Raw genomic sequence first — 13112 nt, 5'->3', positions numbered from 1 at the left:
AGCCCTCATCCATTGTTTGAACCCTGACGCCGCGAGGGTTGCGCAGTAACATTGCAGCTGCAATTTTCGCGACTCAGGGAGCATAACAATGACGCATCCTCTGGCCGGCCAGCGGCCCCCCGCCGATTTTCTGATCGACGTCCCGGCGCTGCTGGCCGCTTACCACCAGGCTCCGGACCTTGCCGACGCCGGTCAACGGGTGGCTTTCGGCACCAGCGGGCACCGCGGCAGCGCGCTGAATGGCAGCTTCAACGAGGCACACATCCTGGCGATTACCCAGGCGGTATGCGACTACCGCGCCCGGCATGGTATCCGCGGCCCGCTGTTCCTCGGCAAGGATACCCATGCCCTGTCGGCCCCCGCCCAGCGCAATGCACTTGAGGTACTGGCCGCCAATGGCGTGCAGACCCGCTGGCAGGCCGACGATGGCTTTACGCCGACCCCGGTGATCTCCCGGGCGATTCTCGTCCACAACGCCAGCCAGCCCGGCGACATTGCCGACGGGATCGTCATCACGCCGTCCCACAACCCGCCGCGCGATGGCGGCATCAAGTACAACCCGCCGAATGGCGGCCCGGCCGACACCGACGTCACCGGCTGGATCGAGCACCGAGCCAATGCCTTGATGGCCGACGGCAACCGCGACGTAAAGCGGCTGCCCCATGCCGAAGCGGCGGCCGCCGGCCACAGCATCCGCGAAGATTTCGTGACGCCCTATGTCGAAGACCTGGGCAAGGTCATCGACATGGAAGCGATCCGCCGGGCCGGCCTGAAAATCGGCGTCGATCCGCTGGGCGGCGCAGCCGTCGCCTACTGGCAACCGATTGCCGAGCGCTACGGGCTGGATATCGAAATCGTCAATCCGCAGGTCGACCCGACCTTTGCCTTCATGACGCTCGACCACGACGGCAAGATCCGCATGGACTGCTCCAGCCCCTACGCCATGGCCGGCCTGGTCAGTCTCAAGGATCGGTTCGATATCGCCTGGGGCAACGATGCGGACGTTGATCGGCACGGTATCGTCACGCCATCGACCGGCTTGCTCAACCCCAATCATTACCTCGCCGTGGCCATTCATTATTTGCTCGGCCACCGCCCCGAATGGTCGGCCCGCGCGGCGGTCGGCAAGACGCTGGTGTCGAGCGGCCTGATCGACCGGGTGGTGGCGAGCCTCGGCCGCCGCATGCTGGAAGTGCCGGTCGGTTTCAAATGGTTTGCCGGCGGCCTGCTCGATGGCAGTCTTTGTTTTGGCGGCGAGGAAAGCGCCGGCGCCAGCTTCCTGCGGCGCGACGGCACGACCTGGACGACCGACAAGGATGGCATCATCCTCGGCCTGCTCGCGGCGGAAATCACCGCCGTCTGCGGCAAGGATCCCGGACGCTACTACCAGGATCTGGCTGCCCGACACGGTACACCGTACTACGTGCGGATCGATGCGCCGGCCAGCAGCGCGCAGAAAGCAGCCTTCAAGCGACTGACCGGCGAGCGCATCACCACGCCAACCCTTGCCGGCGATCCCATCGTCGCAAAACTGACCCGCGCCCCGGGCAACGATGCCCCGATCGGCGGCCTCAAAGTCAGCACGGCCAACGGCTGGTTCGCCGCACGCCCTTCCGGCACCGAGGATATCTACAAGCTCTACGCCGAAAGCTTCGTCAGCACCGAGCACCTGCAAACGATCGTCAGCGAAGCGCAGCACATGCTGGATAGCGCCCTGTCTTGAAGCCAGCGGACTGCGGCGCAAAAAAAAGCCCGCACTAGGCGGGCTTAAATCCATTTCTTGGAGGAGATGGAGGAGACAGATTCAGTATGCCCGAAACGATTGTGCACCGCAACAATTATTCTGTTTCAGATACACGATCTTTGCCAAATGTTGGTTTTGCACCACGCGTCAGTCGATCCGCTTGATGCTTAGCCTCAAATCAGCGGCCCCGGAAAGCAAAAAGCCCCGCGCAACAGGCGGGGCCTCGCTTCGGCCTGCGGCCGAAAAATACTTACTTGCTCTTCTTGGTCGCGGCAGTCGCGGCCTTGGTCGCCGCAGCAACATTGGCCTGGGCGGCGTCAGAGAATTGCTTGGCGGTGCTGCTCATGTTGCCGAAAGCCGAATTGGCCGCAGCAATTGCGCTACGAATGGCCGTCACAGCACCTTCGGAACCGGCCGGGGCGGACTTGGCAGCTTGCTCGAACAGGCCGGCAACGGTCTTCTGAAAACCGCCGAACTGGGCTTCGACCATCTTGGCCAGTTCCTGTTGGGTCTGCGCCGAAATTTCATAGACGGAACGCGTGTAATCGACAGCTTTTTCAACTGCCGGCTTGGCCAGGGCTGACTGGGCGGCCAGCGCTTCCTTCGGATCCTTGGCGCTCATCACGGCCTTGACGCCGGAAACGGAATCTTCCAGGGCAGCGCGAGCGGTATTCAGGCTCAGAGCGGCGATACGCTCGGCCGATGCCAGTGCGGTATTGGCAACAGACAACAGTGAATCAACGGTAGCTTTGTTGGCAGCGGCGAATTGTTCGGTATTGATGGACATGTCAGTCTCCGGAAAGGTGTATCGGCAAGTTGTGTGCGGAGCCGAGTATAACCGAACCATTTACAAAATGGTGCACCGCAACAATTTTGTTTTGACGCGATTGCCGACGCGGTTTTCCGGTCGATCTGCGTATTTTTCTGCCGAAAGAAAGTTGGATGGTCGGGGCGTGCTTTAAACTACCAACTCGTATCGATGGCAAAGGCTGAAGATGTATCGGGTAGTAATAAAGCGCTTTGATCGTCGCGACACCCGGATTGTCGAAAAAGGCCCGTGGCATGTTTCGCGCGATGATGCGGAAAACTGGGCTGAAATACTCCGCGACTGCGGTTATCACACCGAGGTGGAAAGCCAGCACATGAAGGGGTCGGCCGGCGAAGACGATGGCAGCGAACTGCGCAATGCGCTGGCGGGAATGGCGTAGTAACGCGAAGGATTCGTGCCGGGCGGCACGTCATCTGAAAACTGGAGCGGCAGAAGAGTCTCGAACTCTCGACCTCAACCTTGGCAAGGTTGCGCTCTACCAACTGAGCTACTGCCGCCCTTTCAGAACATCTATATCTGGCTCCCCGACCTGGGCTCGAACCAGGGACCTACGGATTAACAGTCCGGCGCTCTACCAACTGAGCTATCGAGGAACAGGGCGCGCATTATAAATGCCAGAACGGCCTTGGCAATAGCCCCAGGCACCAAAACATGAATTATTTTTGCTCTGACTATCGAGAGGCCATACACGAACAGATCTTGGCTCCCGAGTAGCTGGCTTTTTTACTTCGGACGACCCGCTTCGATACGTCGATCGTCATTTCCGGCATTCAAGGCTTTCCCGAAGTCCGAAAAGGAGAAAGCCTCGTACCGGGGGGATACGAGGCTTTCAAGACGGCCCATTCAGGGAGGGGGAGAGGTGGCCGCCTAGGCTGTTGGGGTTCAGCGCATGGGCTAAAGATACCGGTACGCTCCCAAGCGCTCAAGTAACGGATTGCAACAGTGTGTACCGCTATGTAGATCGGCCGCAGCGAAGGCGGCATATGCCGCCCTGGCGATAAAAGCTCATGCTGCCACGATGATCTGACCTGCGGCATCGATCGCGACCGGAACGGCAATCAGCGCTTCCCCCTTGCATTCGCCATCCAGACAATGGCCATCGCTCCAGCGATAGCGGGCGTAATGGACGTTGCAACTGATGCTAACCTCGGGGGTGAAGATCAGGTGCTCAGTCTTTTCCGAGAGCGGGACACCAAAGTGCGCGCATCGATTGACGTAGGCCTTGATGCCGCTGGCGCTTCGGAGAATGACCAGGCGAAAAGGGGCTTGGCAGGCATCTCCTTCTTTATCGGATTCCGCTTCGATGACAAGCATCTTGGCGCCCACCTCGGGGACATCATCGAGCGCGCACAAGCGCGTCCCCGTCGCCGGGGCGTTGGGTAATTCAAACCACGGCACGCGAAGCGAGTCGTTCATTGGCGAAATCCATTTTCGATATCAACGGGCTGCTTGGCGGAAATATTACAAGGACCGAAACCATTCGACCATCAGGCCATCTCGCCGATGGCCTTCCGAAGTGACGCCAGGGCCAGTTTTTCCTGCGCCTTGCGGTAGCCAAGTCCGATGATTTCCTCGGCACGGCCGAATTCGAGAAAACGGATATGGCCGAGCGGCGGCTGGATCAGGATATCCGGCCGATCGAGTTCAAGACGGGTTTGCGTGATGCGGGTTTCCATGATGTTGATCGAGGCCAGCAGCACTTCGAAGATGCTCGGCAGCGTTTCCTCGTTCGATGCCCAGCGCGCGAACTGCGCAGCACCCGGCGCATCCAGCGCCAGCAGCCGGCCCTTGAGATCCTGCATCGACTGGCGATAGCCGTCCACCCAGCGCGAGAACATGCCGACCGCACCTTGATCGGAGCCATTCGGCACGTTGAGTAGCGGCTTCAGGTTTTTGCCGGCAACGATCTCGTGGTTCAGATCGACCGCGATCACGATATCGGCGCCCATGGCCCGGGCAACACTGACCGGCACCGGGTTGGTCAGGCCACCGTCGACCAGCACCCGGCCGTTGCTACGCACCGGCGTGAAGATGCCGGGCACCGAAATACTGGCGCGCACCGCTTCGATGACGTCACCACTGCGGATGACGATCTCCTCGCCACTGACGATATCGGTCGCCACCGCGGCAAAGGACTTGCCCAGCGCTTCGATGGTGTCGGCGTGGATATGGGCACGCACCAGTTCGCTGACCTTGGCGCCGTCGAGCAGGCCAGACTTGGGCAGGATGACGTCAAAGAAGGAAAGCGTCTTTTTCCAGTCGAAAGTCTTGAAGGTGGCCTCCAGCTCATCCAACTTGCCCGCCGCGTAGATCGCGCCGATCAGCGCCCCCATGCTGCTGCCGACAACGAAGTCCACTTCAATGCCGGCCGCTTCGACAGCCCGGATGACGCCGAGATGCGCGAGTCCGCGGGCCGAGCCGCTGCCGAGCACGAGACCGACTTTTGGCCGACGATCCGGATTGCTGTCGCCTACCTTCCGTTTCATTTCACTCACTCCCGGTCCGCCCTGTTAGTTTTCCAGATCGACAGCAGCAGCCAGATGCCGCCGACCACTGCGCCGCAAAAACCGAGCAGGCCAAATACCGGCAGTCCGAGCAGGGTCGGCCCACCGGGCACGGTCATGACAATCGAGGAACCGATGATCAATGCGGCGACGACGATGCCGATCACCAGGCGGTTGGCGGCGCTATCGAGTTGGTTGCCGACGCGCTTCAGGTGCGTAACGTCGATGTGAATTTCCAGCCGCCCCCGCCGGGCGGCGCGCAGCAGGCGGGAAACATCCTGCGGCAGGCCGGCAACCAGGGCGAGCGCTTCGCTCGCCGCCTGCCAACCGCGCTTGGCGATGGCGGCCGGCGTGTAACGGGCACGCATCGCCTGTTCCAGCAAGAAAAGTGCTTCGCCGGCCATGTCGAACTCCGGGTCGAGTTCGCGCCCCATCCCTTCGAGGGTGATGAAGGCCTTGACCAGCAGCGAGAGATCGGCCGGCAGGGCCAAGCGGTGCTGGCGCAGGATATCCACCAGATCGGACAGCATGGCGCCCAGCCTCAATTGGCTCAGCGCCACGCCATGGTACTGATCGACGAAAGTCTGGATTTCCAGCGTCAGCCCGGCCTCGTCGAGAGCGACGTCGTCGGTCCATTCGAACATCACGTCGGCGACGCGCTGCGGCTGATGCTTGACCAGCCCGAGCAACAGGTTGATCAACTGGCCGCGGCGCGCCTCGGTGAGACGGCCGACCATGCCGAAATCGATGAATGCGATGCGATTGCCGGCCAGGTAGAACACATTGCCGGGATGCGGGTCGGCGTGAAAGAAACCGTCCTCGAGGATCATCTTCAACACGGCATGCGCCCCGCGGCGCGCCAGTATCTTGCGGTCCAGTCCGGCCCGTTCGACGGCCGGCAGGTTGCGACCGGAGATGCCGTCGATGAATTCCTGAACGCAGACCCGTTCCCCGGTCCATTGCCAATGAACGCGCGGAATGACGATGATCGCCGGCGCTTCGCCGTTTTGCCCGGTCTCTGGTGAATCTGCGTCGATATAGCCGGCGAAATTCCCGGCGATCCGTTCGGCATTGCGGCACTCGCCGGCGAAATCGAGTTCGCGCCGCAACGACTGACCAAAATGGCGCGCTACCTCTTGCGGGTGGAAGGCACGCAACTCAGTGCTTTCGGCCTCGGCGAGTTCGGCCAGTCGCATCAACCACCGCAGGTCAGCTTCGATGATCGGCCGAATGCCCGGCCGGCGCACCTTGACCACGACGCTGCTGCCATCTTCCAAGCGGGCACGGTGCACCTGGGCAATCGAGGCCGCCGCCAATGGCTCCGGCTCGAAAGCGGCGAAGATCGTCTCGGGCGGCGCGCCGAGATCCTCGGTGAGTTGCTGGCGGATGTCGGCCCAGGGCGCAGCGGGAGCGCTGTCCTGCAGTTTGCCGAATTCGGCGATCCACTCCGGCTCGAACAGGTCGATCCGGGTAGCCAGAACCTGGCCGAGCTTGACGAAGGTCGGCCCCATCTCTTCCAGGGCCCGCCGTACCCGCTCCGGCGGCGGCATGTGGGCGAACTCTTCGGCATTGTTCCAGTGCAGCATGCGCCCGGCGCGCTCCAGGGCGTTAGCCAGCCCCATGCGCCGCACCATGTCGCCGAAACCGTAGCGGACCAGGATTGCGGCAATGTCGTGCAGGCGCCCGAGGTCACGCACCGCCGTCAATGCCTGCCAGAACATCAGCTGTCCTTGTCCTGGGGAGGCTCGGGCTTGACGCGATCGGCCAGGCCGCCGAGCGCACCGGCGGCGATTTGCCGGAACAGGTCGGTGCCGGCCTGCGCCAGATGCAGGCCGGCCTCAAGCTGCGAGCGCCCGACCTGGCCAATTTGCTGCGTCAGATCGCCGAGGGTTTCCTGCAACTGCCGGCCGACCGCGGAACCATGGATGCGGCTGTGTTCGGCCAGATCGGCGAGGATTTTTCCTGCCGCATCCTTGGCGCCCGCGGCCGAGTTCTGCAGCGTTTCCACGAACATCGCCTCGAGGCTTTCGAGGTCGGCACGCGCCCTTGTCAGATCCTCGCGGGAAAAGGTCTGCGCCCGCCCGACCACTTCCTGCAACGCCAGTTTGGACGCTTCCGCCACTTGCGCCAGCGCAGCATCCAACCCGGCGACGGCCTGCCCGAGACGGGCCCGAGTTGCGTCGAGCTGGGCCGCCGACTGGCTGAACGCCTTTTCGGTCCCTTCCCGCGCGCCGTGCAGTGCGGCACTCGCAATCTGCCGCACCGACTCGATATCAAGCGAGTGCTTGCTGATCATTTGCACGGTGAGCTGGCGCACCATTTCCTGCACATCATGACCCGACTCGACGGCACGGCGCACGTCAGCCTCAAATGCCGCGGTATCGCTGGTGCGGCCAGTAGCGTTGCCCGATTTGCTTTGCATAATGGAATCCTCCTGCAGTGGTGACAAGACGGTTGGGTGAAGCGCAGGTGAATAATATGACGGCACGCCGGCGATTCCATATTTTTGGAATACGAATACCTATTGCGTCATTTGGGGCTGCCCCGGCATCCGGAGCGAGCGGCCCGGCGAATATCAGGCAAACAGGTCCGGCTGCGGCTCTTTCAGGCTATCGCGCTTGACGGTAAGGCGAACAACGATGCCCTTGCGGCCAATCGCCTCGACCACGAAGCGACCGCCGACCGCTTCGGCGACCACCAGCATGTTGCGCCGCGAGCTGCCGGTCCTGCCGATATAGGCCGCGATGTTGCCGGGGGTTGGGATCCAGGTAGGCATGGTGAGCGGAATAATAAAGGGCCAGCGATCAGGCTTCAATAGAAAGCGTTACCCGGAACCCGGGGCAAAAAACCGGGCGCCTGTGTAAATAGCATTTTCTGCCACCTCGCCCCCGGTTATCATCACGGACCGACTCGGATTCACGCATTGGAGCATTGATGGCGACGGGAGCAACAGCGCAGCAACGAAACCCGGAAAACAAAAAAGCCACTCCGGAGAATGGCCTGACTCATTGTTTTACTGGTGCCCCCGAACGGAATCGAACCGCTACCTGATGATTACAAATCAACTGCACGACCTTCATGCTACGGGGGCCCGTAACGCGGCGGCAGATTATAGCCTGATCGGCTGACTTACAACATGACCACACTGACCAATCCATTCGAAATTGCCCGCGAGGCGCTACGCCTGCTTGCGGCCCGCCGCATCCCACCAACACCGGACAATTATCAGACGCTCTACCAGGAAATCGCCGGCACCAAGCCGGCCGCCGAAGCTTTCCCGGAGAAGCAGCTCCGCTCTCTCGCCGCCGCCCTGCCCAAAGCCACACCGGAGCAGCTGCGCCTGGCCAGGCAGCTTGACGAAGCGGTCAAGGCCGCCAATTGGGATGACTACAAAAGCCATTTGGCCGAATTTGTCACGGCGCTCGCCGAAACGCAGAAACTCGCCTGGTCGGAACTGATTTCCGACCTCCTGCGGCAATGGGACGCAAAGCATTTCGGCCTCACCGTGGCGCGCAAACGCGAGTCGCTTGAGCATGTGCTGACCAGCAGCGGGGCGAATCCGGAAACCCTGTTCAATCGTCTGCAAAACCTGCTCCGCTCATGGGGACAAGGCCGCGAGCAAGAGGCCGGGAGCGGCAGCGAAGTCGCACCGACGCGACCGCCCGAGGCCGCGGCAACCAGCGCCGCAGCGGAAGACTTGCTGCCGGAGTTCCGCCAGCTATTCGCCTTCACGCTGGAAACCGCCATCGCCAGCCAGCTGATTGAAAGCCCGCAGCTATCGAGCGATGCCAAAACGCTGGCCAATGACATTCGCACCGCCTCCAGCGTCGCGCAGATGCGGGAGTTTCTCACCCGCCTGAAACGCTTCGCCTTCAAGCTCGAATTGCTCGCCGAAGACCAGGCCGAACTTCGCCACAGCCTGCTCAACCTGCTGCGCCTGCTCGTCGAAAACATCACCGAACTGGTCCTCGACGACCGCTGGATTCATGGTCAGGTCGATGTCGTCCGCGGCATTATCGACAAGCCGCTCTCCCAACGCGCCCTCGACGATGCGGAGCGGCGCCTGAAAGAGGTTCTGTACAAGCAGAGTCTGTTGAAGGCCAGCCTCTTCGAAGCCCGGGAGGCCATCAAGCACATGCTGGCCGGCTTTGTCGACCATCTCGCCGACTTTGCCGAAGCGACTTCCGACTACCACGACAAAATCGAAGCCTGTGTCGAGAAGATCAGCGCCGCCAACGACATCTCCGAGTTGGGGACGGTTCTTGGCGAAGTGATCAAGGAAACGCGCACCATCCAGATCAACGCCCAGCGGTCGCGCGATGAGCTGCGCTTGACCCAGCAGAAAGTCCGCGAGTCGGAGACGCGGATTCGCGAACTGGAAGGCGAACTCGAAGCGACCAGCGACCTCGTTCGGCACGACCAGCTCACCGGCGTTCTCAACCGGCGCGGCCTGGAAGAGATTTTCACCAAGGAAATCGGCCGCTCAATACGACACGACACCCTGCTCTGTGTCGGCCTGCTCGACATCGACAATTTCAAGAAACTGAACGACTCGCTGGGCCACGACGTCGGCGACCAGGCGCTCATCCACCTCGCCACCGTCTGCCGCGAAACCCTGCGGCCGCAGGATACGGTGGCACGCTACGGCGGCGAGGAGTTCATCATCCTGCTGCCGGAAACCGCCCTCGACGACGCGACGGTTGTGCTGACCCGCCTGCAGCGCGAGCTGACCAGGAAATTCTTCCTCAACGGCAACGACAAAGTGCTGATCACCTTCAGCGCGGGGGTTACGCAAATGCAGGCGGAGGACACGCAGGCCACGGTGATCAAAAGAGCCGACGACGCGATGTACGAAGCAAAAGGGGCAGGAAAAAACAGGGTGGTCACAGCATGAAGGCAGTCATTCTGGCCGGGGGATTGGGCACCCGCATCAGCGAAGAATCGCATCTGAAACCGAAGCCGATGATCGAGATCGGCGGCAAGCCGATCATCTGGCACATCCTGAAGATCTACTCGGCGCACGGCATCAACGATTTCATCATCTGCCTCGGCTACAAGGGGTACGTCGTCAAAGAGTATTTCGCCAACTATTTCCTGCACACTTCCGATGTGACCTTCGACATGGTCAACAACCGGATGGAGGTGCACGAACGGCACGCGGAATCCTGGCGGGTCACCCTCGTCGACACCGGCGAACAGACGATGACCGGCGGCCGCCTGAGGCGCGTCCGCCAATTCATCGATGCCGACGAGCCGTTCTGCTTCACCTACGGCGATGGCGTGGCGGACATCGACATCACCCGGCAAATCGAGTTTCATCGCCAGCAAGGCCTCGCCGCGACGGTCTGCGCGGTAACCCCGCCCGGACGGTTCGGGGCACTGGATATTGCCGACAATCGCGTCTCGCGTTTTCAGGAAAAGCCGCATGGCGAGGGCGGCACGATCAACGGTGGATTTTTTGTCCTGCAACCCGAGGTCCTCGACCTGATCGACAACGACCAGCAATCCTGGGAGGGCAAGCCGCTGCACGAACTGGCCAGCCGTGGGCAACTGGGAGCCTGGAAGCACGAAGGATTCTGGCAGCCGATGGATACGCTGCGCGACAAAATGCTGCTCGAAGATCTATGGCAGTCCGGAAATGCCCCATGGAAAATATGGTGAATCCCGAATATTGGCGTGGCCGCAGGGTTTTCCTGACCGGACATACGGGCTTCAAGGGAAGCTGGCTGGCCCTCTGGCTGAGCGAACTCGGCGCCCAGGTCACCGGCTACGCGCTGGCGCCGCCGGCCGGGCCCAACCTGTTCACGGCGGCGCGGGTCGGTGAAACGCTGGACTCGATCATCGGCGACATTCGCGACGCGGAACGTCTCAGTCGGGCCATCCATGAATCGTCCCCGCAAACCATGCTGCACCTGGCCGCCCAGCCGCTGGTCAGCGAAGGCTACAGCGACCCGGTCGGCACCTACACGACCAACGTCATCGGCACGGTCAACGTACTCGAAGCCGCCCGTCGCGCGCCTGGCCTCGAGTCCATAGTGGTCGTCACGACCGACAAGTGCTATGACAACCGGGAAACCCTGCATGACTATCGTGAATCGGACCCGATGGGCGGCAGCGATCCGTACAGCAGCAGCAAGGCCTGCGCCGAACTGGTTGTCGCCGCCTATCGCCGTTCGTTTTTTGACGGTCCGGATGCTGCCCGCCTGGCGACAGCCCGCGCCGGGAATGTCATCGGCGGCGGTGACTGGGCAGCCAATCGCCTGGTTCCCGACCTGCTCTGCGCCTTTGCCGAAGGGCGCCGGGCAAAACTCCGCTTCCCGGACGCCATTCGCCCCTGGCAGCATGCGCTGGAGCCCTTGGCCGGCTACCTGATGCTGGCCGAGCGATTGACCGAGGATGTGATTTTTGCCGGTGCCTGGAATTTCGGCCCCGCGCTGTCCGATTGCGTCACCACCGCCGCCCTTGCCGATCTTGTCAGCCGCCACTGGACGGAAGCGGCAGGCTGGGAAAGTGAGGCGACGTCGTTCCCGCACGAGGCAAAGTTGTTGCGCCTGAATACGGACGCCGCCAGACAAATGCTAAAGTGGCGCCCCAAATGGCCGTTGAACGAGGCAGTCCGACACACCGTAGCCTGGCATCGCGCCTGGCTGAGCGGACATGACATGCAGTCTTTCAGTCGTGACCAGATCAATCAGTACGTGCGGACACCCAATTCACCCGATGAGCCCAGATAAGCAACGCCAAGACATTCTCGACCAGGTACGCGCCTACGCGACCCAAACCCAACGGCAGCCGGAATTCGTTCCCGGCCAGCAGGCGATTCCGCCGTCCGGGAAGGTATTGGGGCCGGAGGAATTCGTTCATCTGGTCGACGCCGCGCTGGACGGATGGCTGACCACCGGCCGCTTCAACGCCGAGTTCGAACTTAAACTCGCCAGCTATCTCGGCGTCGCGCACGTCCTCACCTGCAACTCGGGCTCCAGTGCCAACCTGCTCGCCCTGTCGGCCCTCACCTCGCCACAGCTCGGCGCCCGGGCACTCCAGCCGGGTGACGAGGTGATCACGGCGGCGGCCGGCTTTCCGACCACCGTCAATCCGATCCTGCAAAACGGCTTGGTGCCGGTCTTTGTCGACTCGCACATCCCGAGCTACAACCCCTTGCCGGAAACCATAGCCGCCGCCGTCACGCCGCGCACCAAGGCGATCATGCTCGCCCACACCCTGGGCAATCCACTGGAGATAGCCGCACTGAAGGCCATCGCCGACCGGCACGGACTGTGGCTGATCGAAGACTGCTGCGACGCGCTGGGTTCGGAACATGGCGGCCGCAAGGTCGGCACCTGGGGCGACATCGCCACCCTGTCGTTCTATCCGGCCCACCATATCACCATGGGCGAAGGCGGCGCCGTCTTCACGTCCGACCCGCAGCTCAAGCGCATCCTCGAATCGTTCCGCGACTGGGGCCGCGACTGCTGGTGCAATCCGGGTTGCGACAATACCTGCGGCAAACGCTTCGACTGGCAGCTCGGCGAATTGCCGGCCGGCTACGACCACAAGTACGTGTACTCCCACGCCGGCTACAACCTCAAGATCACCGACATGCAGGCCGCCATCGGGCTGGCGCAACTAGCCCGGATCGACGGCTTCGTGGCCGCCAGGCGACAAAACTTTGCGCTGTTGAGCGAGCTGCTACAACCCCTCGCCGAGTTTTTCATTCTGCCCGAGGCGAGTCCCGACAGCGCCCCATCATGGTTCGGCTTTCCGCTGACCCTGCGCGAAGCTGCCCCGTTCGCCCGGGTAGACCTGCTGCGCTTTCTCGACCAGCGCAAAATCGGCTCGCGCCTGCTTTTTGCCGGCAACCTGACGCGCCAACCGTATTTCCTCGACCGCCCTTACCGCATCAGCGGTCACCTCGACAACGCCGATACCATCATGCAACGCACCTTCTGGCTTGGCCTCTGGCCGGGCCTGGGCGAAGCGCAATTGCGCTACATGGCGCAGTCGCTCGGCGACTTCTGTGGAACGAATTTCTGAG

General features: G+C 62.1%; 12 protein-coding genes and 3 tRNA genes. 6 read left to right on the top strand and 9 right to left on the bottom strand.

Annotated elements, in window-relative coordinates; all coding sequences use genetic code 11:
* Positions 1 to 88: 88 nt before the first annotated feature.
* A complete protein-coding gene (gene pgm / locus KI611_RS04945; protein ID WP_226418715.1) occupies positions 89 to 1723 on the top strand; it encodes a phosphoglucomutase (alpha-D-glucose-1,6-bisphosphate-dependent) in 1635 nt (544 codons plus the stop codon).
* Between the two features lie 271 nt (positions 1724 to 1994).
* On the opposite strand, the gene KI611_RS04940 is transcribed toward pgm, so the two are convergent.
* On the bottom strand, positions 1995 to 2531 hold the full coding sequence (locus KI611_RS04940) for a phasin family protein (RefSeq protein ID WP_226418714.1): 537 nt from the start codon (positions 2529 to 2531) through the stop codon (positions 1995 to 1997).
* A 208-nt stretch (positions 2532 to 2739) separates the two neighbouring features.
* Here KI611_RS04940 and KI611_RS04935 point away from each other — a divergent pair, with 208 nt between their 5' ends.
* Positions 2740 to 2952, top strand: a complete 213-nt coding sequence (locus KI611_RS04935) for a hypothetical protein (RefSeq protein WP_226418713.1) — start codon at positions 2740 to 2742, stop codon at positions 2950 to 2952.
* Between the two features lie 42 nt (positions 2953 to 2994).
* Here KI611_RS04935 and KI611_RS04930 read toward each other — a convergent pair.
* The 8 genes from KI611_RS04930 to KI611_RS04895 all read right to left on the bottom strand — a co-directional run bounded on the left by KI611_RS04930 (position 2995) and on the right by KI611_RS04895 (position 8168).
* Positions 2995 to 3070, bottom strand: a tRNA-Gly gene (locus KI611_RS04930).
* A 20-nt stretch (positions 3071 to 3090) separates the two neighbouring features.
* A tRNA-Asn gene (locus KI611_RS04925) sits at positions 3091 to 3166 on the bottom strand.
* A gap of 412 nt (positions 3167 to 3578) precedes the next feature.
* Complete coding sequence (locus tag KI611_RS04920; protein ID WP_226418712.1) at positions 3579 to 3989, bottom strand: Rieske (2Fe-2S) protein; 411 nt, start codon at positions 3987 to 3989, stop codon at positions 3579 to 3581.
* A 71-nt stretch (positions 3990 to 4060) separates the two neighbouring features.
* Complete coding sequence (locus KI611_RS04915) at positions 4061 to 5059, bottom strand: patatin-like phospholipase family protein (RefSeq protein WP_226418711.1); 999 nt, start codon at positions 5057 to 5059, stop codon at positions 4061 to 4063.
* A gap of 5 nt (positions 5060 to 5064) precedes the next feature.
* Positions 5065 to 6798, bottom strand: a complete 1734-nt coding sequence (locus KI611_RS04910; protein WP_226418710.1) for an ABC1 kinase family protein — start codon at positions 6796 to 6798, stop codon at positions 5065 to 5067.
* Positions 6798 to 7499 (bottom strand): DUF6781 family protein, encoded by a 702-nt coding sequence (locus tag KI611_RS04905; RefSeq protein ID WP_226418709.1) that lies wholly within the window; start codon positions 7497 to 7499, stop codon positions 6798 to 6800. The genes KI611_RS04910 and KI611_RS04905 overlap by 1 nt, the downstream gene beginning before the upstream one ends.
* A gap of 153 nt (positions 7500 to 7652) precedes the next feature.
* Positions 7653 to 7853, bottom strand: a complete 201-nt coding sequence (locus KI611_RS04900; RefSeq protein WP_226418708.1) for a hypothetical protein — start codon at positions 7851 to 7853, stop codon at positions 7653 to 7655.
* A 241-nt stretch (positions 7854 to 8094) separates the two neighbouring features.
* Positions 8095 to 8168, bottom strand: a tRNA-Thr gene (locus tag KI611_RS04895).
* A 45-nt stretch (positions 8169 to 8213) separates the two neighbouring features.
* On the opposite strand from KI611_RS04895, the gene KI611_RS04890 reads away from it, so the two are divergent.
* Genes KI611_RS04890 through rfbH form a run of 4 tightly spaced genes read left to right on the top strand, consistent with a single transcriptional unit; the run spans position 8214 to position 13111 of the window.
* The gene (locus KI611_RS04890; protein ID WP_226418707.1) at positions 8214 to 9971 is read left to right on the top strand and encodes a sensor domain-containing diguanylate cyclase; all 1758 of its coding nucleotides are present in this window, start codon (positions 8214 to 8216) and stop codon (positions 9969 to 9971) included.
* Positions 9968 to 10738: a glucose-1-phosphate cytidylyltransferase gene (rfbF, locus tag KI611_RS04885; protein ID WP_226418706.1), complete on the top strand. Its 771-nt coding sequence runs from the start codon at positions 9968 to 9970 to the stop codon at positions 10736 to 10738. The genes KI611_RS04890 and rfbF overlap by 4 nt, the downstream gene beginning before the upstream one ends.
* Positions 10723 to 11811: a CDP-glucose 4,6-dehydratase gene (gene rfbG / locus KI611_RS04880; RefSeq protein WP_226418705.1), complete on the top strand. Its 1089-nt coding sequence runs from the start codon at positions 10723 to 10725 to the stop codon at positions 11809 to 11811. Before rfbF ends, rfbG begins: the two co-directional genes overlap by 16 nt.
* A complete protein-coding gene (gene rfbH, locus KI611_RS04875; RefSeq protein WP_226418704.1) occupies positions 11798 to 13111 on the top strand; it encodes a lipopolysaccharide biosynthesis protein RfbH in 1314 nt (437 codons plus the stop codon). Before rfbG ends, rfbH begins: the two co-directional genes overlap by 14 nt.
* Position 13112 lies beyond the last annotated feature (1 nt).

It is taken from the genome of Dechloromonas denitrificans (assembly GCF_020510685.1).
Classification (GTDB): Bacteria; Pseudomonadota; Gammaproteobacteria; order Burkholderiales; family Rhodocyclaceae; genus Azonexus; species Azonexus denitrificans_A.
The sequence above is the reverse complement of the archived record's forward strand: the minus strand, read 5'-3'. Positions and strand labels throughout refer to the sequence as shown.